Annotated in this window: 14 protein-coding genes; 2 read left to right on the forward strand and 12 right to left on the reverse strand. The window is 52.9% G+C overall.

What is annotated here, in order from left to right; translation table 11 throughout:
- The coding region (locus tag V9K67_RS25275) for an IS3 family transposase (protein WP_336727617.1) at window positions 1-675 on the forward strand (675 nt) is incomplete at its 5' end.
- A 294-nt stretch (window positions 676-969) separates the two neighbouring features.
- Complete coding sequence (locus tag V9K67_RS25280) at window positions 970-1,683, forward strand: hypothetical protein (protein WP_336727618.1); 714 nt, start codon at window positions 970-972, stop codon at window positions 1,681-1,683.
- Window positions 1,684-2,675: 992 nt separating this feature from the next.
- On the opposite strand, the gene V9K67_RS25285 is transcribed toward V9K67_RS25280, so the two are convergent.
- The 12 genes from V9K67_RS25285 to V9K67_RS25340 all read right to left on the reverse strand — a co-directional run bounded on the left by V9K67_RS25285 (window position 2,676) and on the right by V9K67_RS25340 (window position 23,588).
- The gene (locus tag V9K67_RS25285; RefSeq protein WP_336727619.1) at window positions 2,676-3,179 is read right to left on the reverse strand and encodes a helix-turn-helix domain-containing protein; all 504 of its coding nucleotides are present in this window, start codon (window positions 3,177-3,179) and stop codon (window positions 2,676-2,678) included.
- A 624-nt stretch (window positions 3,180-3,803) separates the two neighbouring features.
- Entirely contained in the window at window positions 3,804-6,131 is a 2,328-nt protein-coding gene (locus tag V9K67_RS25290; protein ID WP_336727622.1) for a glycoside hydrolase family 3 C-terminal domain-containing protein, read from the reverse strand.
- Between the two features lie 96 nt (window positions 6,132-6,227).
- Window positions 6,228-8,918: a glycoside hydrolase family 2 TIM barrel-domain containing protein gene (locus tag V9K67_RS25295; RefSeq protein WP_336727624.1), complete on the reverse strand. Its 2,691-nt coding sequence runs from the start codon at window positions 8,916-8,918 to the stop codon at window positions 6,228-6,230.
- A 75-nt stretch (window positions 8,919-8,993) separates the two neighbouring features.
- A complete protein-coding gene (locus V9K67_RS25300) occupies window positions 8,994-10,634 on the reverse strand; it encodes a RagB/SusD family nutrient uptake outer membrane protein (RefSeq protein ID WP_336727626.1) in 1,641 nt (546 codons plus the stop codon).
- Window positions 10,635-10,665: 31 nt separating this feature from the next.
- A complete protein-coding gene (locus V9K67_RS25305; protein ID WP_336727628.1) occupies window positions 10,666-13,677 on the reverse strand; it encodes a SusC/RagA family TonB-linked outer membrane protein in 3,012 nt (1,003 codons plus the stop codon).
- Window positions 13,678-13,772: 95 nt separating this feature from the next.
- Window positions 13,773-14,879 (reverse strand): FecR family protein, encoded by a 1,107-nt coding sequence (locus V9K67_RS25310; RefSeq protein ID WP_336727629.1) that lies wholly within the window; start codon window positions 14,877-14,879, stop codon window positions 13,773-13,775.
- Window positions 14,880-15,059: 180 nt separating this feature from the next.
- On the reverse strand, window positions 15,060-15,620 hold the full coding sequence (locus V9K67_RS25315) for an RNA polymerase sigma factor (protein ID WP_336727630.1): 561 nt from the start codon (window positions 15,618-15,620) through the stop codon (window positions 15,060-15,062).
- 244 nt (window positions 15,621-15,864) lie between these two features.
- Complete coding sequence (locus V9K67_RS25320; RefSeq protein ID WP_336727631.1) at window positions 15,865-16,125, reverse strand: hypothetical protein; 261 nt, start codon at window positions 16,123-16,125, stop codon at window positions 15,865-15,867.
- A 556-nt stretch (window positions 16,126-16,681) separates the two neighbouring features.
- On the reverse strand, window positions 16,682-16,981 hold the full coding sequence (locus V9K67_RS25325; RefSeq protein ID WP_336727633.1) for a response regulator: 300 nt from the start codon (window positions 16,979-16,981) through the stop codon (window positions 16,682-16,684).
- Window positions 16,948-17,157, reverse strand: a complete 210-nt coding sequence (locus V9K67_RS25330; RefSeq protein WP_336727635.1) for a hypothetical protein — start codon at window positions 17,155-17,157, stop codon at window positions 16,948-16,950. Before V9K67_RS25330 ends, V9K67_RS25325 begins: the two co-directional genes overlap by 34 nt.
- Before the next feature lie 55 nt (window positions 17,158-17,212).
- Complete coding sequence (locus V9K67_RS25335; RefSeq protein WP_336727638.1) at window positions 17,213-20,179, reverse strand: glycosyl hydrolase; 2,967 nt, start codon at window positions 20,177-20,179, stop codon at window positions 17,213-17,215.
- 64 nt (window positions 20,180-20,243) lie between these two features.
- Window positions 20,244-23,588 carry a glycosyl hydrolase gene (locus tag V9K67_RS25340; protein WP_336727639.1) on the reverse strand — a complete coding sequence of 1,115 codons (3,345 nt, stop codon included), beginning with the start codon at window positions 23,586-23,588 and terminating at the stop codon, window positions 20,244-20,246.
- Window positions 23,589-23,593: the final 5 nt, after the last annotated feature.

Genomic DNA, 23,593 nt, shown 5'->3' on the forward strand with positions numbered 1-23,593 from the left:
AGAGCAGAACTGAAAGCCAGGGGCATTCATGCCGGCGACTTCAAAGTGCGGAAGGTATTGAAAAAGCACGCTTTGAAAGCTATTCAGCCCCGCAGTTTCGTTCTTAAAACCACTGACAGCCGCCATAGCTATGCTATCAGCCCTATTCTGCTGGAGAACAGGCCTTTGCCTATAAAACCCAATGAAGTATGGGTAGGCAACATCACCTATATTCCCATGGCCAGCGGCGGGTTTATGTACCTGGCAGTTTGGATGGACCTGTATTCCCGGCGCATTGTGGGTTGGGCGTTGGAGAACCACATGCAGGAGGCGCTAATTATCAAGGCTATGAAAAGAGCATTGGGCAGCAGAACTGTACCCAAAGGTCTGATCATCCACTCGGACAGAGGCGGCCAGTATGCCGGCAAGGCGTTCCGCAAACTACTCCGGGACCATGGCATGATCCAGAGCATGAGCCGGGCCGACAATCCTTATGACAATGCCTTTATGGAGTCGCACTTCAATCGCTTCAAGGCGGAACTTCTCCAGGATGGGGCTTTTCAAAACAGGGAGGACGCTCAAACGGAAATCTTTGAATACGTCGAGATGTATTATAACACAAAAAGGAGGCATTCGGCCCTCAGCTATGAATGTCCGATGGTCTTTGAAAACAACTATTATTTTTACAAAAACTAAGCAACTTTACTGTCCGGAAAAATCAACACACCTCATGGTGCCATCCTAATTCTAATCTTTCTCGTTCAACTTCTAATCAGACTATACCGATATGATACAAGGTTGGCAAACTATTATGAAGCACGAGCAAACGCCCTGGAAATACAACTTAACAACCCCAACCTCTCCTTCGAAACAATGGTGAACCTGCTTTCACCAGATGCTTATGACATTGGTTCACCCAAAGCACCATCTGAATCAATTCTTAGTATATTGCAAACTATCAATTCTGCAACCAAGAAATAATCCTTCCAAATGAACCTATTATTCGTTTTAATCCAAGCACCTGTCAGAGACATCTACGATGTAATAAATGCTTGTTCTGGGGCCGCAGCCGTTGCAACTCTCTTTATATTGTTATATAAAGAATACACCACCAGAGAACAGGTAAACGACCTATCAGTTATTGTAACTGAACTAAGCAGACAAAATGAATTACTAATAAAACAGCTCAGAGCAAGCTCAAATGCAACTTGGAGAATCAAGGAAATCAGAAACCATCCTAATCACGGGGTAACATTTATCACAATCGAGAACACTGGAAAACAAGTAACCATTACCTCCGTCAATACTGAATCGTTAAACCTTACAATATTTGTCACCGACTCAGACATTTCCTATAAAAGCACACCAAGAAAAATCCTTCAGCTACAACACATCTGTTCAAACGAAAGCACTATATTCTATGCATGCCGAATAAAAGAAGAAGTAAACGAAAGAATAAAGACACAAGCAGAAACTGAAGCTAATGAAGAGTATGAAAAAATAAAGGGCTATGTTTGGGAGAACCAGGAACCACCCACCGAGTGGGATATTTACGAGCCCCTGTTTGAAAAATACTTATCAGAGTCGTTCGACAAATCTGACTACAAAATCATGCTTGAATATTTTGACGCAAACGACTTTCAATACCAACTAATTATATCAGGAAAAGGCGGAAACACGCCCGCATTAACCGTAGCATATTGATTATTAAAGACCTTCCAAATTTGGAAGGTCTTTATATTTTAAGCATAGTTCACCGAATAATTCAGAGGATGGTACTGCTTCTCTCCATCCACAGAAATTCCGTATCTAGGGATGTTTACGATAATTCCATTCATCTGGGAATCAATGAAGTCCAGATTCAACTTCCTGTTTGAATAAGCCGACACACCGAAGGGGTAGTGTAAAATACTTTGTGTAACCAGTTGGAAGAGACATCATCGGAGAAGGAGTGTAGGCTTCCCAGTGTTTAGGGCTGTTATCAGATAAGGGTGAGAAAAATTAAATTGGGATGGCCTCATTGTTGAGTTGTCGTCTTCAAAAATTTATCTTTATGCTAGATTCACGACTTTCCCAAGCTTGAGACCTCCTTGGGACTTGATTAAAGATCCAATTTTTAGGGAATCCCTGGTAATTGATCTCCCTAAAAAACCGGACTGCTGAAAACTGAAGATACCGGGAAATTTTCACAACTTAAAACCACGGAGAATTGCCATTAAAATGACATTATGTACCAAGGCACAGATTGCTAGTGCCCGTTAGCTTACAAAATTAGGACACCATAAAGGTATAAGGACACCCTTTACTTCATTGGACACCTTAAATCACATAAAATACTCCCAGAAGAAAAGGAAAAAAAGACGCGAAGGTAGCAGGCCGGGCCAGCAAGAGACAAAAAGCTTTCGGCATAAAGCTGAGGTACCTGTTTAGAGCCATGTACCCTGCACCAGCAGCATCAAGGGTTTGCTTCAGCATCCATCCACGGATTTATCCCTTTTCCTTTTTGCACTATGGGCCCAGACCGCTAATCCCGGAGGCTTTCTTTTTTCCCTTTTTCTTCTGAAAATATATGTAGTGGGTTTGGAATGGCAAATAAATGAGATAAATGCTAAGGGGGTAAATTTTCTTCTGCGTGCTCGCCGAGGCCAGGAAAAATCATTGGCAAGAACAGCTTATTTGCCGGTATTCCGTTGGCGTCAAGCCACTTTTAGCTTTAAAGAAGCGGACGAAATCGCTGTGATATTCCTGCCCACTTTTTGGGCAATCTCTCCTATGGGAAGGGTCGTTTGCGCCAATAGCGCCTTTGATTCCAAAAGAATCATTTCATCCAGCAGGGCGCAGGCCGACTTACCGGTAATGGCTTTTACAAACTTGTTCAGATGGTCCACGGTAACGGCCAGCAGATCGGCATATTGGGAGATCTTCTGCTTTTCATACACGAACTGCATCAACGCCTGCTTATATTGTTGCGTTAACCGAAAAGCGGTGTTTCCTGTCTGCCGGACGGAAGGATCCTGAAAACGCTGGACCTCCTTCAACAAGGCCAGGAGATATCTGCCGATAACATCAAACCTATCTGTTCGAAGGTCGTACTCGCCGTGCATCCGGGTTAACAGGCTTTTAATCGGACTTACAGCATGCTGCCCGACCTCAATAACCGGATGCCCTATAAACTGAAGAAAGCGAAACTCTTTCGCCAAGTCCTCTGGTTTATACCCAAAAAGGATATCCGGGTCAAAATGACAATAAAAGCCTGTGGCGTCCGAGCTCAGGTCCTCAAGTGTGGAGATCTGGTAAGGGGGTACAAAAAAGAAGGTGTTCGTTCCTGCAACATAGCTGTCCAACCCCTTGTCCCTGATACAATCCCCCGAGTCAGAAAAATAAACTCATATATGGTTTTGCGGTGAGGAGGAAGCGGGAACTTGCGATTTCCAATTCCCTCTTCGATCCGGCAAATGTGAAACACCGGGGAAACCCCGGTTAGCAAAGGCTTCCATTGCATAGCTTCAAAAGAATGTGGTTGCGGCTCCGATGGTTGAAGAAGGGGTAGTTGAACGCTTACCAATGGCAGTGTTTTAAGTGCAACCTATTTGATCCTCTACAGAAAATAACGCTGGTTAAAAATAAAAACAAGGATAATGTGTCAGCAAATAATCAATCTCCCTGAAGCTTTCCAGACGCCTCATTTTTGGGATAGCAGGATTCAGCATTTTTATTGGGCAATGAATAAAAGGCCCCCTGTAGAAACAGCGGGCCATCACTTGCTTGTCTAGAAAGTTTTTAAAACCGCCTGGCGGAACCAGAGCAGAAAAGACGCAACACTCTTAATACTTCTTTTTTGAATACAACTCGTTCATAGCGGCCTGGGGCGCTACCGCCTTATGAAGTTTCTCCACCACGATATCCTTTCCAAGGCGGAAAGATGCCCTTTGCCTAATTTGAAGCGAGGATGCACCGGCTTTCACCGTATAATCACCTGCCTCGGTTATCCAGCAAGAAGTCCTTGTGTCAAAAGAAGCCAGGTCGGCCGCGGAAAGGGTAAAGGAAAGTGTTTGCGATCCGCCCGGCTGCAACAGCGCTGTCTTGGCAAAGGACCGCAGTTCTTCCGCCGGCTTGTCCAGCTTGCCGGAAGGAGCGCTGACGTAGAGCTGCACGACCTCTTTGCCCGCCACCTTCCCGGTATTCGTCACGGTAAGGGTGGCTGTAAACTTCCCTTTGGCATCCGGAGTACTGAGCGTCAGGTTGCCGTAGACAAAATCGGTATAAGAAAGACCGTAACCAAACTCATAGGTCGGTTTTACCCCGAAGGTGTTGTAGTACCGGTAGCCCACGTAAATACCCTCCTCGTAGGTCACTTCGCCGGGCACTTGTTTCAGCCCCAGGGCGCCCATGGTAGCTTTTTCCGGGAACTCTTTGCCGGGAAAGCTTTTGGCAGAAGGCACTTCCCCGTAAGCCGCCGGGAAGGTGGTAGCCAGTTTACCCGACGGGTTCTCCTTACCGCTCAACACATCCGCCATGGCATTGCCTCCTTCCAGTCCCGGCTGCCAGGCCAGCAGGATGGCGTCCACCTCTTCCCTCCAGGGCATTACTTCAATCACCCCGCCAATATTGAGCACCACCACTACCTTCTTGTTTTGTTCATGGAACGCTCCGGCAACCGTTTGAATCAGAGCCTTTTCCGTTTCGGTGAGCAGGTAATCGCCTTCCATCTGTCGGTCCCGTTGCTCCCCGGCATTCCGGCCGATGGCAATAATCGCCAGGTCAGCAGCCACCGCTTTCTGCCCCACCAGTTCTTTGTCCACCGCCCTTTCCGCTATGGGTGGAGTGGGGTTGACGAACTCTTCAAAGAAGCTTTTCTTCGGGCGCTGGGCCGCCTGCTGTTGCAGGTAAGCGGTATAAGCGTTTTGCACCTCGCCATCCACCTGGTAACCCGCACTCGTCAATCCCTGCACCAGGGACACTTTATAGGCTTTATTCACATCACCGCTGCCCGTGCCGCCGGCAATCAGCTCATACCCATTGATGCCGAAAACGGCTATGTTCCTGCTATCGGGGCCGAGGGGCAGGGTACCCCCTTTATTTTTCAGCAACACCATGCCTTCCGCAGCCGCCTGCCGGGCCAGCTGTGCATGCGCCCCCAGGTCCGGCGCCTCGGAATACCGGTATTTTTTGAAGGAAGGTGTTTGCAGCAGGATGCGAAGGATACCTGCCACATTCTCATCCAGCACCTTTTCGGACAGCCGGCCGCTTTTTACCGCTTCGGTGATCCGTTTCACCTGGTCGGGCGTACCGGGCATGAGCAGGTTGTTGCCGGCCTTCATTTGGGCCACCGCATCCGTACCGCCAAACCAGTCCGTCATCACATACCCCTTGAAGCCCCACTCCTTCCGCAAAATGGAGGAGAGCAGGTCTTCCCGTTCCGACGTATAGGTGCCGTTGAGCAGGTTGTAGGAGCTCATGACCGTCCAGGGCTGCGCCCTTTTTACCGCCAGCTCAAAGCCTTTAAGGTAAATCTCCCTTAAGGCCCGCTCACTCACGATGGTGTTCACGGTAAAGCGGTTGGTTTCCTGGTTGTTGGCGGCAAAGTGCTTGATGGAAGTGCCCACACCGTTGGATTCAATGCCGTTGACCATAGCGGCGGCCATTTGCCCGGTCACCGCAGGGTCTTCGGAATAGTATTCAAAGTTTCTGCCGCCCAAAGGGTTGCGGTGAATGTTCATGCCGGGGGCCAGGATCACGTCGACCCCGTATTCCTTTGCCTCCCGGCCGAAGGCGGTGCCCACCTTTTTTACCAGGGCGGTATCCCAGCTGGAAGCCAGCAGGGTAGCTACTGGCCAGGCGGTGGCATAATACGTTTTCCCCGGATGCTCTTTGCGAACCGAATCGATCCGCACCCCTGCCGGTCCGTCGGCCAGCACCATGGACGGAATGCCCAGGCGGGGAATTTCGTAGGTGGTACCGGCGGCACCGGGCACTTTATCCTTTGTGGAACCAATCACCGGCCCGCCTGTTTCCATGCCGGGCAGGTTCATCCCCTTACCCACCAGGAGCTTTACCTTTTCCTCCAGGGTCATGGCCAGGATGACTTCGGGAATGGAATTTTTACCCAGTTGGGGAAGGCCACCCGTTTGCGACCGGGCACTGCTGCACATAATTGTAAACAAACCTACCAAAGTAGATATACGGATAGATGGCATTGTAAAAGCTTAGTTGTTGAATGAATAATTGGAGGGAAATGGTGTGCAGCACTAACGGATCCTTTTCACCTGGATACCGTTCAATATGGACTCACCCTGGAGGGCCTTAAAGTCCACGGTAATGCCGCCATTGTTCGTAACGGGAACAACATGCCTGCTGGCAACCGCACGCTCGGGCTGCAGGTATTCGCCGTTGTTGATCCCGGACAGCACTTCGGTTCCATTAATGGAAACATTGAAGCTGCGTTGCTGGAATTCATCGGTCGGTCCGCCAAAGCCAAGGTTGAAGACCAGGTCCCCTTCCTTTTTGGGCGAAATCAGTTCTGCAAAATGCAGCGTAATTTCATAATCGCCATCCGGCGCATCCAGCTTAAACTGCTGTATTCCTGTTCGCTGTGTCTGGTAAACGGGATCCAAGTCCGTTCCCAGGACATTTTTGCTGGTACCATAGCTTACCCGTGTGCTGTTCTTCATGGTAAACACGTTCCCGCCCACATAGCCCCAGCTTCCCGGCCGGTATTCCTGCTCCGGGATCCAGGTCTGGCCCGTCTTTTCATCGAAAAAGAAACGCTTGTCGCCCAGGCTGATGTTCATTTCGCTGAAAGGCAGGTTGCTGTTCCTCAGGTTTTGGGAGAGCAGGTGGAACTGGATGTCTGCCTGGTCGGTTACCTCCCCGCCATTTTCCGAAGCCGTTGCCACAATGCGATTCAGCCCCGTCACAAAAGGAACCGTAAACCGGGCTACGCCCTGCTCCGTTTCAGCGGTGCCTGCTTCTTTGCCGTTCACTTTCAGGCTGACCTTTTTCTGATTGCTGAAAACAACCAAAGGCTGATTGCAGACGAGCGCGGATTCGGACGCGGCAAAGCCGGTCCGGACGTTCCATTCTTTCGAACCGATTTGCAGGTAGGGCCTTTGCAGCAGGTTCGCCTGGTAAAAGCGGTACCCGTCTTTCGGTTTGCGGTCCTGGGTTAAAACACCTTTTGCATTGATATGAGGCGTGGTTTCCGCCCGGCGCTCGGAACCGAATTCCGCCAAGTTCCAGATCATGGCGGCGGCCACAAAAGGCCGGTCCATCATCTCCTTCAGGTATGCCTGGTGGAAGTTGTTGGTGTATTCGATGGTTTTATCAAACCGTACGGGGCTGAAACTATGCAGCCGGCTATCGGCGTCCGTTCCGTATTCGGTAATCAGTAACGGCTTGTCCGGAAGCTCTTTGTGGTGTTTATCCAGGAAAGCGCCGAAGTCCTTCAGCTCGCCTTCGTACCATCCCAGGTATAAATTCCAGCCTACCAGTTTCGGGATTTTGGTCAGTCCCACTTTATTATAGATATCCCAGGCGCCATGGTTCGGAATGATGGTGTAGCGGGCAGGATCTTCCTTGCGGGAAATGTCTTCCAGCTCCCGGGCCAACTGCACGAGGCCTTTTAAATAAAGCTCCCGCCGGGTGGAATCTTCGCGGTGCGGAATAAACAGCAGCATTTCATTCATGTAACTCCACATGATCAGGCTGGGATGGTTGAAATTCTGGCGGATCATTTCCAGGTGTTGCTCCTTGGTATTTTTCGCATACGTTTCCGTTTCGGTAAAGCCGCTGACGATGGGGGTTTCCAGGGAAGTTAATATGCCCAGGCGGTCACAGGCCTGGATAATCGCCGGGTCCTGGGGATAATGGGCAATGCGCAGGAAGTTGCCGCCCATTTGCTTGAGCAGTTCCACATCCCGCACCTGGATGGGATCGGCCAGGGCATTTCCCAGGTCTTTGTAATCCTGGTGCCGGCTGGTACCGATTAATTTTACATGTTTGCCATTGAGGAAAAACCCTTTGTCGGCATCAAAGGAAAACCAGCGAAGTCCTAAAGGATTGGACACTACGTCCAGCTTTTGCCCCGTGGCGGCATCGGTTATGGTGGAAACGACACGGTACAAATAGGGATCCTCGATGGACCATAAATGCGGGTTTGGGATATTATTGATCTCCTGCAAGAAATTGATCTTCTGCCCGGGTGCCGCTTTGAACGATGTTTTTTGCTCCCGGAACAACCTGCCCTCCGCATCCATGATCTGGCTGCCGACCACCAGGGTCCTTTTGCCGGGGCTTCCGTTCACAAAAGCGCCTTTTATGTTTACGGTGGCGCTCTTTTCCGAAACCGCCGGCGTGGAAATGAACACGCCATTGGAGGCATGGTTATCGGCATCGAAATGCACCTTGTCCACAACGTTCAGGGAAACGTCCCTGTAGATGCCGCCGTAAAAAGTGAAATCTGCCAGAAGCGGAGGTACATTCTCGTTATGGCTGTTATTCACCCGGATCAACAGCTCATTGGCCAGGTTTCCCCCGTCGGCATAGTACAGGTAGCTGCTGATCGGAAAGCTGAAAGCCGTATACCCCCCGATATGCCGGCCTGCCGGTTTGCCGTTTACAAATACGTCTGCCACCTGTGCGGCCCCTTCGAAGTAGAGATAAACTTCCTTTTCTTTCCAGCCTGCCGGAACATAAATGGTTTTTTTATACCATCCGTCCCCCCTGTAATAACCGGGTTCGTCGTCCATCACATCCGCGGCATTCCAGGTGTGGGGCAGGGAAACCGGTATCCAGGGATTAGCGGCAGATTTTTTTGTGGTGTCCCCCTTTAAAAAGTACCAGTTGCTGTTGATCGTGGAGGATACCCGCTGCTGGGCCACCAGGCAGGATAAGAGAACAGCCTGAAACAGGACGAAAAGAAAAAATGCTTTATGATTCATTGATACATCGAGTTAAATAAGTAAGGATGAAAAGATGTCGTCTCGCCCGGGGCGAGACGACATCGGGAATTTCTGTTAGTTATATCCCGGGTTCTGGTCCAGTACGGCGTCTTTGTTCAATTGGATCTCCGTTAAAGGGACCGGCAGCAACAGGTGCTTCGACTCCAGCCCGGTGATCTTCATGCCGCGCCCCACGACCCGGTTGAGTAAGGTCCCGGTCCGTATCAGGGTCATGCGGCGGTTTTCCTCGGCCAGCAGTTCCCTTGCCCGTTCATCCAGAATAAAATCCATCGTTACCTGCGTCGCCGATATGGGAGCGGCATTCGCCCGGGCCCTTAATACATTCAGGGTGGCGGCTGCTTCGGGTAATTTTCCCTGTTTGAACTGGGCTTCCGCTTTCAGCAGGTAGGTCTCGCCCAACCGCATCACGATCACGTCTTTAAAGCCCCCACCGCCCAGTGGAGCAGTCGGGTCATAGGAATTCCACTTTGTGGTGTACGGTAGTATGGCCGTGTTGGTATCGATGCCCGGGCCGGGGACTACTTCCTTGCCATAATTGGCGCCGGAAGGGTCATTGTAATAAAATTTCCGGCGGATATTGTACTGGGAGTTCCGCATATCCGTGGGTTCGTACAAGTTGTTCAGCACGAAAGGTGTCAGGGCCATCCGGGCAATGCCCCTGCCGCCCAAGGTGTCGGCGATGACCATGCCGCGCTGGTTGTAATAGCGGGGCACCCATACCCTGCGGTGTTGGGGCGCGCCAAAAATATAACCCGGAAAAAGGGCGGAGGAAGTCGGTCCTGTTCCGCCGTTGACCACACTGGAACTTTCCATCTCATGCACCCAGATCGCTTCCCTGTTTCCCTGGCTCCTTCTCTGGTTGCCGTAATGAAACATATCGGAAAAAGGATCGCCGGGCTGACTGGCCTTAATGCCATAGCGGCCCGTGGTCAGGCTAAAATCGCCGCTGCCGATCACCGCATCGGCCTCCTGCTCTGCCTTGGCCGGCTCCCCGGTACGCAGGTACACTTCGGCCAGCAGTTGCGAAGGCATGGCCTTATTGGGACGGGCATACATCCTGCCGGCCGGATTGGACTTTACCTGGCCGATGGCAGGCAGGTTGGCCTTGGCAAAGGCCAGGTCCGACAGGATCAGGCTGTTTACTTCGGCCAGCGGGGCGCGCACCCCATCAGTTTTCGGACCGCTTACCGGCTGCGTCAGCAGGGGTACCCCGCCGAACAGGGTGGCCAGCGTATTGTACGCATATGCCCGGAAAAAGCTTGCTTCCGCCTTGATGCTGGCCTTATTGGCCCCACCCATACGGGCATTGTCCACCTGCGCCAGCACAATGTTGCAATTGTTGATCACGTTATACGCCCACTTCCAGGTAAACAGGGCAACCGGGTCCGCAGGGGTCAGCTTTTCGTAATTGATATAAGGGACCATATAAGGATCAATGTCGGCCACCGATTTGTTATAGGCCACATCGGTGCCCACCTGCCAAGCCGCCAGGAATCCCTGTGAAGTGACATTATCCTGCTGTAAGGTATGCCAGAGCCCGTACTGGATCTGGATGCCGGCGAGGGCGGATTCAAAGGAAAGCGAGTCTTTTAAGGCCTCGGGGGTATAGCTGGATTCTACCTGTTCGTTGAGGAAATCTTTTTTGCAGGAGGTGATGGTTACCAGGGCAGCAAGCAGCACTGCTCCTAATTTCATATGCTTTTTCATAATCGTTTAACTGTTTTTTTTAGCGAAGAGTAATGTTGGCGCCGGCGATGAAGGAACGCACCAGGGGAAAGCTGTTCGGGTTTTCTCCCACGGTGGAATAGATCCCCCGGGCAAAGTCCGCCTCGGGGTCCAGCCCCACCCATTTGGTAAAGGTGACCAGGTTCCGGCCGCTGGCATAAAGGGTCAGGCCGCCCAGTTTTATTTTCTCCAAAAACTTCTGGGGTGCGGTAAAGCTCAGGGTAACGTCCTTGATCCGGGTGTAGGAGGCATCCTGGGGATAAGCGTACAGCCGGGGATTGGTATAGGTGAGCGAAGGCCTTGTATTGCTCCCGTTCTGGGCGGTCCAGTAGCCGATCTCCGCCGGGAGGTTCTGCCGGCCTGCCAGGTCTCGGAAGTCGATCATCTGGTTGTTTTTGGTAACGCCCTGGGCTGTTTGAATGAAGATATTGAGGTGCAGGTTGCGGTAATGAAACGTATTGGTCAATCCGCCGTACCATTTGGGAGTGGGCTGCCCAAGGATCACGCGGTCGGCAGGGGTGATGGTTTTATTGCCGTCCACGTCCTCGAACTTCAGGTCGCCCGGCTTTGCCCCCGGGTCCTGGACACCCGGGTCTTCACCCGCCTGCCATACACCCGCCAGCTTGTAATCATAGATCACGTTGATGGGGTGGCCGATAAACCAGCGGTTGCCGATATCATCCTTGCCGTCGCCATACAGGTCCAGGATGGTGTTCCTGTTGCTGGAGTAGTTGATGGCCGTTTCCCAGCGGAAGGCTTGGCCGGTAACGTTCTGGCTACGCAGCGAAACTTCCACTCCTTTGTTAGACACTTTACCAAGGTTGGCCAACACCTGGTTGTAACCGGTATAGGACGGCATGGCCCGGTACAGCAGCAGGTCTTTGGTGCGGGTGCTGTAGGCGTCGATGGTACCGGTGATGCGGTTGTTCAGCAGGCCGAAGTCCATGCCCACGTTGCCGGAAAAGGTGCTTTCCCAGTTCAGGGCGGGATTGCCCAGTACGCTGGCAGCCAGGCCGATGGTGCTGATGCCGTTGTAGGGAAGGCGGGCATTGGACAAGGTGCTGGCGGTGGCGTTGGGCGCAATGGCTTGGTTGCCCACCAGCCCGTATGAGGCCCGCAGTTTGAGGTTGCTGACCTGCTCCATCCGTTTCATAAACCCTTCATTGCTTACATTCCATCCCAGGGCCACGGAAGGGAAAATCCCGTACTTGGAGGTAGCGGCTCCGAAGGCCGAGTAGCCGTCGCGGCGGGCGGTGGCGGTAAACAGGTAGCGGCTGTTGTAGGAGTAGTTCAGCCGCAGCATCTGCGAGAGCAGGTTGGTCTGGTAAGAATTGGACGTAGCCGAGTAGGTGGCGGCGGAGGAAAGGTTCTTGAACGTGATCGCATCATTAATAAACCCGGAGGCGGTGGTAGCCGATGTGAAGAAGTTCGTTTGCTGGGCACTGTACAGGCCGGTCAAGTCCAGGCGGTGGTCCTTCCAGCTTTTCTCGTACGTGAGGATATTTTCGATCAGCCAGTTCTTTGTTTCGCTATTGGTTACCTGGGCAGTACCCAGGGGGTTATTGGCCAGCCGGCCCACATAGCTTTGGAACGTACCGGGCACATAGCTGAAGGCTGTATTGATCCGGTACTTCAGCCCTTTTGCAAAGCCCGGCTTCAGCTCCGCGAACATATTGGTATTGATGTTCCGGCTTCTTTCGTTCCGGGCGGAGGAAAGCCCCAGCAACGGAGAAATGAAGGTTTCGGAAAACATCGGGAAAATAGCGTAGGAACCATCAGCATTGTTCAAGGTTCCATAAGGGCTCATGGTCGAAGCCAAGGTTAAATTGGCCCTGCCGCCATCGGAATTGTTGTTGGTAAAAAACAGGTTCAGCCCGGCTGTCAGGTAATCGGTTATGGTAGCGTCCAGGTTGGAACGAATGCTGGCCCGGTTGTACTGGTAGCCTTTGATCACGCCCTGCTGCTTCAGGTAATCGCCCGATACGTAGTACTTCACATCTTTGCTGCCCCCGTTAATGCTCAGGGTATGGTTGTGAATATATCCCTGCTGGCGCACTTGCCGGATCCAGTCGGTGGTAATGCCGGCCGCATAGTTGTCCCGTTCAAAGGCGTTGGGCAATACGTTGGCGGAATTGACTCCGGCCTGGGCCTTGTAGTCTGCATATTTCTGCACATACTGTTCCGGGCTCATAGGCTTTACCAGGTGCGAGAATTCTTCCAGGCCCCCATAGCCGTTGTAGGTAATGGCGGCTTTGCCGGTGCGCCCGCGCTTGGTGGTGATCAGGATCACGCCGTTGGCGCCCCTGGTGCCGTAAATGGCGGTGGAGGAAGCATCCTTCAAAATGTCGATGGAGGCAATGTCATTGGGGTTGATGTCGTTGATGGAACCGTTAAAGGGAACGCCGTCCACCACCACGAAGGGCCCGGTGGAAGCGCTGATGGAGCTTTCGCCCCGCACCACGGCATTGGGAGCGGCCCCCGGAACCGAAGAACCCTGGGTAATGTTGACGCCGGCAACAGACCCCTGCACCGCCTGCAGCGCATTGGTAACCGGAAGCTGCGACAGGCGTTCTTTGGAAACGGAAGCCACTGAGCCGGTAACATCCGAGCGCTTGCGGGTACCATAACCCACAACCACTACCTGGTCCAAAGAAGCGGCAGAGGGTTTCATCTCCACCAATAAAGAGAAGGTGGAGCCTTCCTTTACGGTATGACCCGATAAGGTCTGTGGCTGGTAGCCTACCATGGAAAAGGAAAAGCTGTACGGCCCTCCCGGTGATACGCGGGAGCTGAAAATTCCCGCCGTATCGGTTTTCGTGCCGGTGGTAAAATTGGTTTTGTTGTTGCGGATGATGACCGATACTCCCACAAGCGGTTCGTTAGCGGCACCATGCACGATCCCTTTGACCAGGGTGGGCGTTTCCTGCGCCCTGGCTGTAAAAGGCGAAAAGGGTAGGGAAAGAAAAGAGTAAAGGAGGAGGCGTTGGCCCCAGTTAAGTGCTTTAAAATTCATATAGCGCATCGTTTTTTTGACAATAGAAGGTCATGCTGTCAGCAATGCTGATCAGTCATCCCGCTAGCGGGAGGCATCAATTCTTATTTTCCGGCTTATTTACTTACGGTATATGCATTGCTGTTCCTGGTTACCGTAAGGTTGTGCAGAAGGCTTATTTGTTTCAGAATATATTCTAATGAATCCGATCTGTTGAATTTACCGGTGACATAGATATGTTGAACGTCACTGTCATTGTAATTGATCCGAACATTATACAGTTTCTCCAATTCCCCGAATACCGATCCCAGTGCCTGGTTGTTGAACATGAACCAGTACCCTTCGGCATCCTCCGGCAGCGAAGGATTGTCGCGCGACAGCTCACCGTTCATGATTTGCTCGGGGGCATCGGCCTTCTGCAGCTTAAAGTCTTGTGCTTTGGCTGCCGAGGCACCGCCGTAAACCAGTTCCTGGCCGGGCGCCAGGTACACTTCTTTCTTCAGCTTCCTGTCTCCCTTATTGACCGCCCTGACGACCACTTTACCTTCATATAACCGGACAATAATGCGGTTCTCCTGCTTAAAGGCGGTAACGGTGAATTCGGTGCCCAGGGCCGTGGTGGTGATTTGCTTGCTCAGAACGGTAAAGGGCCGTGCCTTGTCCTTTGCTACTTTAAAATAAGCCTTTCCGGACAGGGTGATATCCCGTTTTTCGTAAAAAGGGTCCTGGTAACTGATCTCGCTCGCATTGGCCAGCACCACCAACGACCCATCCGGCAGTTGAATCCTTTTTTCTTTGCCGGAAGAATTGCGCTCGTGCCGGATAACCGCTACCGTGCGGTCAACCGTATTGCCCGGGCGGAGAACAACAGGTGCTTCCGGCTCCTTTTGGAAAAAGAATAACCAGCCCAGCGCAATCACCAAAAGCACGGAGGCGGCAGCGGCAACAGTTGCCCATCTGCTGCGGTTCCAGCGCCGGATGATTTTCGGTTCGTCCTGCTCTTCCCACCCATCCAGGCTTTCTTCCAGTCGCCGTTTTACGTGCAGGGCCGCGGACTCTGGGTATTCCCTTTTTTGAATGAGCTCCTGGTATGTTAACAGCAAGTGCTGATAGGCATTTTCGTCCAAAAGGTCCAGGCTCCGGTAAAAGGCGGCTTTTTCTCCTTCCGTGGCGGTTCCGTTGGACATTTTTTTCAAAAACAAAATGATTTCTTCCTGATTCATACCTTGCTGTTATTAAGAAGACCAATGAGAAGGGAAAGTGGATACCCCGAAACGAACTTTTTTTTATTTTTTTATTTACCGGCCTTTTTTTCCCGCTTTCGGGCATGGGCTTCTATAGGAAGACCAATGAAGAAGGAAAGTGGATACTCCAAATCGAAAAAAACCGGAAATTTTTATGATTTATCCCTGAAGGAGCAGCAATAACAGCAGGGCAGGCCAATCGCCGTGCTGACGCATATACTCTTTGATAAAACCGAATGCATCGTACAAATGCTTCTTTACCCCAGGTACAGACAATTGTACCTCCGTAGCAATTTCTTCCAGTTTTAGCCCCTGCTGGGTTCGGAGCAGGAATATCCGCTTCTTTTTTTCCGGCAACTGTTCAATGGCCTCAAGAGCCGTTTTGTAATATTCACCAAAGATGATGTCGTCCTGAAGCGTGTTCTCCTCTTCACTTTTGACTACGGTGAGCTGCGTGACGATCTGCTGCAGGTGCTGCTGGCGCCGGTGCCGGTTGGCCAGCAGGTTCCGGGCGATGCTGAACAGGTAGGCCTCCAGCGACCGGACCCCTACCAGGGCCTCTTTCCGCATCCAGACTTTTAAAAACACGTCATGAACAATTTCCTCGGCGTCTTCTTTTGAACTTTTGGTGAAGGGGAGCGCAAAATGATAGAGCTTGGGCAGATAGTAAGCGTAAACCTGTGCATACAATTCACGGTCCCCTTTGGATAATCGTTCCAAAGTTTCCGTTTCGTTTAACCAGTAAGGAATTTCACGACCCTCCATCTAAGCAGCCCTGTTTTTATGAAGCCATTGGCAAGCCACAAAGAAAGCGAAAACAAACAAAAGAAATAAAAGCCGGGGAATCCAACCTAATTATCAATAAAAAATAATATACAAAAAGAACCATGAACTCCTTTTTCTAATTGCCGAAATTAACCTGGAGTTCTTCTTTCGGGCGTTCCGCAAAAACAGCTAACACCCGTTACTTTTCAGTCGCCACGGCAACTAGTTTTAAATAGGCGGGTGAAAAAGAAAAGTTTCCGTCTGGGAAATTTAGCGCATCCGCATCTACTCCCAGTTCTGGCAATAGAACTTCCTGCCCCCTATAACCCATCTCTATCTGGTCTCCTCCCATAAAACCGGACCGCTGAAAAGAAGAGCATATAAGAAAATTTTTAGCGCAAAACCGGTCAGACCAAGCGACTTCAACAGCTTCAAAGGAAACCGTAAATCCTAAAGACACTCCCAGAAGAATAGGAAAAAAAAGACGCGAAGGTAGCGGCCGGGCCTGCAAGGCCAAAAAGCTTTCTATATAACTAATTCCAGGCGACCTCTTCCGAAGTATTCACCCTGTTGGAAGAACGCAAGTTATCGACCTGGAAACATTGACTCGTCAATATAGTTATTCCGGCATAAAGCTGAGGTACTTGTTTGGAGCCTTCTATCCTGCACCGGATGCAAAAAGGGTTTGCTCCGGCATCCATCCACTGATTTATTCCTTTTCCTTTTTGCCCTTTGGCCCCGGGCCGCTGATCCCGGAGGCTTTCTTTTTTTCCTTTTTTTTGGGGAAGGGTTTATAACACTACCCTATTTTCCGTTATACCTATCCTTGTAGGCGACCAACCAGACACTATAAAAAAAGCCCCCTGTAGAAACAGGCGGCTATGCTTGTTTGTCAATTATTGGGCCTCCTGTGGATACAGGCAGCCGAACACTTGCTTGCTTGTCGATTTTTATTTACTGTTTGCTTGTATTACCTTTTTAAATGCCGCTAACCGCCGTATGATGCATAGTCCCTGTTAAATAGTCCATCCAATCAGACTGTTTAACTTTTCTGCCAGTTCCGTTATACTCCAGGGTTTTTGAAAATAATATTGCACGCCGGCCTGAAAAGCAGCCTTTACGTGAAGAAGGATGTCTGGCGTGCTCCACATGATCACAGGAATGGCCCTGTATTCCGGATGTGCCTTTAATTGCCGCACACATTCAATACCATCTTCTTTGGTCAACTTATATTCAATTACAATTAACGAAGAATGACAGGATTCTACCTCTGCCGCCAGGTTTACTCCTTCCTCCAGGCAGCCAAGAGAAGCCACGCGATCTTTACACCCGGTAAACCCTCGTAGGGCGCCATCTTTTTGCGGTCTTTTTTCACAGGCAATACCAGGGTTACTAAGTTGAACCGGTCCCTTCGCTGAAGTAATTGCAGGAAACCTTCGTGTCCCCTATTGCCGGAAGCACCGGTAAGAAAAATCGTTTTTTTCTTGTTCATATGCTGTTTGCTAAACCTCACGTGGAGGATGAGTACATGGATATTTTTTGGGTAATCAGTATTGTTTCAGGATAACGGGGCCAATCAGGCCGGAGGGCAGCAGGGTTTTTTCCTTTCGTTTGAACTGGGCGTACTTTTCATTTCCCCGGACAGCTTCCCCGATAAACCCGTTCCGGTATGTAGGGGTAACTTCAATCTCTACGTTATTCGTTCCCGTCTTCACAAAGGGGGTAATATCCAGTTGGTAAGGAGCCCAGACCCGCTTTCCGGCCGGCTGGCCGTTGATCTGCACTTCGGCAGTGAAATAGACCTTGCCCAAATCCAACAGGTATCGCCTTCCATCTTCTTTCTTCAAGGAAAATGAGGTGGTGTAAATTCCTTTGCCAGCCCTAAATTTCAGCGCCTCGTGGCTGCTCCAGTCAAACAGAGGGCTGGTGGCGAGCACCGTATCGCCCACTTTTACCATCCAGCTTTCCAGGCGCGCCACTTCCGTGCTGTTTTGAAGATCGGGAAAACCGGCGGTGAGCAGGTGCGCAGCCAATTCCCTATGGCCTGCCAGAAGGAAAACGGAGCCGTATGGCGGCAACACATACGTGAGGGCCGTGCCGCTGTTCTTTATAATGGAGCCTGTTGCTGCATCCATCCAATACGGGTAGGGGAAATCAGCCGCCTGTACCTTAATTCGCTGCCAGCTGTCGCTTTGATTCCAGATAAACTTTATGCGGCTGCCGTCCCTCATTTCCCGCTCGATGGTCCGGGTGAACCCATTTTGCTCCCGGAACTTCAGTTGTACCGGGAGGGCGGCCAGCCAGGTGCCCAACCCCTCTTCGCTTTTTACCTGTTGCGTACCAGTGCCGGACAATGCGGCCTGAATATAGCCTTTTGTACGGGCATCATTCTCTTTGTAACGGAGATAAGAAGGCTGACGGGCCGGAGGTGCTCCCAAAACCAGCAAACGGGCACCCGCCTTTGCCAGGCCGGCAATTTTGCTGGCAGTGGCCAGCTGCAGGTAGGGCGCATGCGCCAGGACCAATGAGGCATACCCGTTGCCGTTGATGCGGATTTTACCGTCCCGGAAGGAAGCCTGCTGCAGGGCGGCATCGTTTACAAATTCCCAGGTAATGCCGTGCGCTTCCAGCCTGTTAACCAGCGGCCAGATAGCCGCATACCACTTCTTTGCAGCCTCCTCCTGTTCCGGTGCAAGCTGCGGGGGTGTCATGCCTGCCGGCACTTCTGGCTCCACGCCAGTAAAAGAACCGCCGGTCAGTATTTCTTTCGGGTTGGCGGCTACCTGCTCGGGGTAGAAGTCGATAAAGGGAAAGTAAATCAATACATCCGTGTGCGGCCTGCCCGCCTGCAACGTGTATTGGCAACGTGTAATGTACTGGTTTACCGTTTTGATATCGGTCCAGAACGGCCAGCTTTCATTAATGGTGGACGAAAAATTACTTGTGGGGTCAAAGGGACTGGAGAACGGGCTCCACCCTTCCGTTCCGTACTCGCCGGTCTGGTATTTATAGGGCGTGCCGTGGTAAATGAGCTGGTTGATCCCTGCGGCAAAGGATTTATCGGCCAGCAACCGGATCTTTTGCGGTGTGGTCATTTCGGCCAGGCCCCGGAATACAAAAGCTTCTTCGCTGATCAGGGGCTTGTTGTACAAATGAGCGCCGGAAGTGACCAGCTTGAGAAACCCCTCCGAATTGTTGCCGGCCAGCTGCTCCGCTTCGGGCAGGTCGGCCGCCCCGCTGCCGCCGATCACGTCCATGCGGGCGCCATAAGCCTGTGTGCGGTGCAGCAGCCCCTTTTGATTCAGCCAGCGGTTACTGGGCCGGATCAACTGCGCCTGCAGCAGGTCGCTAACGGTCAGATCATAATCATAACGCAGCCGCCAGTCCTCCTCGCCCAGTACAAAACCAAAGGGCTGTCCGGCGACGAAAGGAGCGATATAGGCATTGTTGTAAAACTTTTTGAGGTTCGGCGCCAGGAAAGGAACTACATCATACCCTCGCTGCTGCCGGAAAAAAGAAAGGAAATTGGCCGTAAAATGCCTGTCGGGCATAAACTCGTAACTGTCATTGAACACGGAGCGGAGCGGGTTTCCAAAGTAGGGCTGCAAGCCGGTGCGGGCCCCAAGCAAGTAATTGTAGCCGGCTTTCAGCTTACCGGAGTCCAGGTGATCCACGACAAAACCTTTGGGCCGGGCCGCGATGGATTTAGGCAGCTCCCCATCCGGCATCGACCAGAAAGAAAGAATTGCCCACTCCCCTGCCGGAGCCTGCCAGCTAAGGCGTCCGCCGCCCACCTTCCGGGTCATGTCACGAACCGAGGAGGCATCCAGGAAGGTCTGGTTCCCTTCTTTCTTTTTTACCCGCGCCACCACCACGGCCTGCAGCCGGGCATAGGAAACCGGGACCGTCTGGTAAAACTGCAGGGGGCTTTTCGGCGATACCGTAAAGGCTTCCTGGTGCAACTTTGGCACCGCAACCGAAACCAGGCCACCTCCTTTTACAACCGTATCGGCACAGGCCAGTGTCAGCAGGCTGGAGTCAGGCGAAACCTGCGGCCCGCCGAGGGGCCACCCGCTGCCTGCGTTCAGGTCCACCGTTATCCCCGACTTCCGGGCCTCCTCCAGCACAACCCGCAGGTGTTCGTAAAACGAAGGCGTATCCCAGCTGAATTGCCGCTGGAGCTGGTCGGCTGCCCCCTTGGGGTTCAGGCCCTGGAACAGGGGCTGGACTTCCACCCCGGCAAAACCATGGTCGGCAAAAAGGGCAACCTCCCGCCTGAGCTCAGGGGCGGTGACATCGTTTCCCGGCCACCACCAGCGGGTAAAGGGGCCAAATTTCCGGGGCGGCTGCCGGAAGAAAGCGGCATCGAAATCATAAAGCCGGAACCCCTGGAGCGTATCGCCGGGCAGCCCGAAGGAAGTGGCCGCCGGCCGGTGCCGAAAGGCCGCCACTGTGATGAAAATCAGGAGCGCGAAAACCGCCCCCACGCACAGCCTGAGTCTATGAACAAACATTTTCATTGAAGTTTTTTGTAGTTTTTTCGAGGTCGTTTTTGTTTCCTTTTCTTGCGGCGCCGGATCACTGCCCCTTCCGGGCCACTATTTTTACAGGCCCCAATAAACCGGAAGGCAGCAGGGGTGCGTCGGCCTTATAAAACGACATAGCGGTATACGTGATCTTATTTTCCATGCCCGGCTGCTTATCACCGATCAGGCGGTTCACCCACAGGTTAGTAACCTTGATCTCCAGCTTATTTTCTCCTGCCTTCAGCGCGCCGGTTATATCTACTACAAAAGGCTTTTTCCAGACCGTCCCCGTCGGCCGGCCATTCACTACTACTTCTGCCAGGTTCTTTACATCACCCAGGTCCAGCACCACCTGTGCGTCTTTGGAGAGAGAACTTGCCGGCACATCGATGGTCTTTGTATAAACAGCCGTTCCGGAAAAATACCGGATACCCGACTCGGAATGGTCCGTGTAAGAATCCAGCCTGTCGAACAGGGCTGTTGCCGGAGCTCCCCGGTTAGACTGGAAAGTAACGTTCCAGGGACCATCCGCTACTGCTATCACTTTTTCACTCCTGTCGGGAAGGGCCAGGACGGTTTTTGTTGCCGGCGCGCCGAACACCACGAACAAGGCGTCGTTGGGCAGTAAGGAAAGATCCACCTTCGTCTGGCCGTTGGCGATAGTGTACGAAGCAGGCTCGGTTTTCCCGGTTTCGGGATGCCAGACCTGCGGCACCTTCCCGCTCACCCGGAAGCTGGCTTCCACCCTTTCCTCCCGGTTGTTGCGGTTATTGACCCAATAAATATCCTGGTCTTTCAGCGTACGGTGCACGTACAGCAGGTGGGTACCCTGCTGCGCCCGGGAATACGAAAAGTCAGGAGCGATATCCAGGGCGGCCAGCACCTCACCCGGGGTTTTCCCGGTAAATACCCTGGGATTGCCGGAGGCCCATACTTCGGCTGCCAGCCGCCGGAACTCCTGCGGGTCATCCTGCAGGCTGGGCGAACCTTCCGGCCTCATACCGCTGACCACCGCCCCGGCTTTCACCAGCCGTGCGATCTTGCGCAGTACCGGCAGCGACATTTTCCGGGCATTGCTGTCCAGGTGGAGCACCCGGTAGCGCATCCCACTGGGGGTTGCCAGTCTTCCTTCCTTTACCGACAAGAGGTTCACCAGGGCATCGGCATTGATAAAATCATAGTTATAGCCGGCCGGCACTTCCGGCAGCTTCTTTCCGAACAAGGCGGTAATGTTGTTGTCTTCCCCGTAATAATACACCACATCGGCCACGAAGGTGCCCTGCTGCAGCATATAGGAACTGCGGGCCAGGTAGTCCGTCCATGCCTTTGCCCCTTCGGCCCAGGTTTCATGGCGGTTGAACCATTGGCCAAAAGGCCCAAGGCCCAGGCCGGGGACTTTATCGTCCACCGGCTGATGCACCGAGGTATGGATCACAAAACGGTTGACCCCGCTGGCCAGTTCCAGGTCCACCGTAGGCTTGAGGGTTTCCGGGGAATACGACCAGGCCCGGCCGCCGGGACCGAAAGCCGTCAATGATTCGGCCGCCACCAGGTTTTGCCCGTAAATGTGGGCCACAGAGGCCGACTCCCGGATATCGGCTATATAACCCGTGGGATCCTCACCCGTCCAGGTATTCGGCGTCCACATGGCCGACATCGGCACCGCAGCGGTACGCTTCACCTCCATCCCGTCCGCAATCAGCGCCCGGCCGCCTTCATGCGACTCGGTATAACGCTTCATGCCGTATCGCTGCAAAATGGCGGTCAGCCCATCGTAATGGTATTCGGCCACCAGCTCGCCCAGGGTTTTGCGAAAATCCCACAGGAACTGCTCACTGGCGTCGGCACTTTTTACGATACGGCCCGTCAGCACCGGCATCCAGGGGGTGAGGCTGTAGCCTCTCCTTTTTTGAAACTCCCGGGGCAGGCGGGCGGTCCAGTTCTGCCCTCCTGCCTCCCAGCTGTCGGTGATCATATATTGAAGCCCTCCTTTGGAACCCATGAGCCCGCCGGTGGCGCTTTTGTATTGTTCGAGGTAATTTTCAAAATACCTGTTGATGGCCGCGGGATCCAGCTTATCAACTTCCAGCCCTGTAGCCTCGGGCGGGGCCGGGTGATTGGTGATGCCCAGCAGGGAATAACCGAAACGGACGATATTCCAGTTGCCGGGAGGCACCGTCCAGTTCAGAACGCCATCGGGGCCGAGTTGGCCGGTAACCTCCTGAATGTCCGCCGGCTGGATGGCGTCAGTAGCGGCAAGGGTGGGATGCTGCTGCAGGTCCGCAGCCGGGGCAAAGCCTGCTTTTTCCTCGAACCGGTGCACCCGGGAAGCGGTATGCAACACCAATTCGGCGATGCCTGTTCCGGGGGGCGGCTTGGGAGCACCCTTTCGCTCCACCCCAATGAAAGCTGAAAAATCGGGAGGGGGCGGGGGATTTTTTACGGTTACCCGGAAGAACCGGGCCGTGGTGGGGGGGATTGCAATAGTTTGCTGGGGCACGCCTCCGGCGGGAAGGTAACATACCCACCGGAAGTTCCGGCCGTCATCGCTTACCTCCAGGCTGCGGGTATCGGCAAAATCGCCGTTCAGCCCAAAGGAGCCTTTATTTCCACCGCCCACCATGGAGATGGCTTTCACCGTCAGTGGCCGGTCAAAGGCAAACTGGATCCATCCATATCCCTTGGCCGTATCGGAGGGCAGCAGGCTGGTGGCGGCCAGGTCGCCATCGGTCAGCTGCTCCAGGGTAAAGCTGCCGGCACTGGAAGTGACCACCGGGGCCAGGTCCCGTAAGGAAAGGTCCGTATCCGGGAGCTTGTAGGCGATCACCGCCACGTCTTGATACAGGTTTTTGGTCACCCCGCCGCCGCCGCCCAGGCTGGCCTGCCGGGGCAGGTCCTGGAACGGCCCGACCACGTCGGGAGGGTTCGTCAGCCGGACCGTAGTGGCGCCGCCCTGTACCCGGGTTTCGCTCCACACCAGCTTTTTCATCCCGTCCTCCGGCTGTACCCAGGGGCCGCCGCTTTCGCTCCAGCCCGGTGAGCCGGCAATGGCCATTTCCAGCTTTAGGGAATCTGCCAGCTTGGTCGTCAACCGGAAGGCCTCTTTCCATCCGGGGGTCATATAGGTCAGGCGTTTTTCCACAACCTGCGGGCTAAAGAGCGAGGCGTCAAAATTCTGGAACCCGCCAATACCCACGCGGTGCATCCACTCCAGGTCCTTGCGGATGCCCTCGGTGGAAATGTTGCCGTTCATCCAGTGCCACCACACCCGGGGCCGGGCACCGTTGGAGGGGGACAGGAACTGTTGGTGCAGCGTGTCCGGGGCAACGGCTTTCTTTTGGGAAAAGCCTGTTGCCGACAGCAGGAACGCCAGGGAAAGGGAGACAACTTTTTGCATGAAAT

Origin of the sequence: Huijunlia imazamoxiresistens (assembly GCF_037132455.1) — a bacterium.
GTDB lineage: Bacteria > Bacteroidota > Bacteroidia > Chitinophagales > Chitinophagaceae > Flavisolibacter > Flavisolibacter imazamoxiresistens.

What these genes read in the sequence shown, in the direction of transcription:
- V9K67_RS25280 (WP_336727618.1), top strand. Translation starts at nt 970, where the DNA reads ATGAACCTATTATTCGTTTTAATCCAAGCACCTGTCAGAGACATCTAC.
- V9K67_RS25290 (WP_336727622.1), bottom strand. Translation starts at nt 6,131, where the DNA reads ATGTGCAGCAGTGCCCGGTCGCAAACGGGTGGCCTTCCCCAACTGGGT.
- V9K67_RS25295 (WP_336727624.1), bottom strand. Translation starts at nt 8,918, where the DNA reads ATGAATCATAAAGCATTTTTTCTTTTCGTCCTGTTTCAGGCTGTTCTC.
- V9K67_RS25300 (WP_336727626.1), bottom strand. Translation starts at nt 10,634, where the DNA reads ATGAAATTAGGAGCAGTGCTGCTTGCTGCCCTGGTAACCATCACCTCC.
- V9K67_RS25305 (WP_336727628.1), bottom strand. Translation starts at nt 13,677, where the DNA reads ATGAATTTTAAAGCACTTAACTGGGGCCAACGCCTCCTCCTTTACTCT.
- V9K67_RS25310 (WP_336727629.1), bottom strand. Translation starts at nt 14,879, where the DNA reads ATGAATCAGGAAGAAATCATTTTGTTTTTGAAAAAAATGTCCAACGGA.
- V9K67_RS25330 (WP_336727635.1), bottom strand. Translation starts at nt 17,157, where the DNA reads ATGAACAAGAAAAAAACGATTTTTCTTACCGGTGCTTCCGGCAATAGG.
- V9K67_RS25335 (WP_336727638.1), bottom strand. Translation starts at nt 20,179, where the DNA reads ATGTTTGTTCATAGACTCAGGCTGTGCGTGGGGGCGGTTTTCGCGCTC.
- V9K67_RS25340 (WP_336727639.1), bottom strand. Translation starts at nt 23,588, where the DNA reads ATGCAAAAAGTTGTCTCCCTTTCCCTGGCGTTCCTGCTGTCGGCAACA.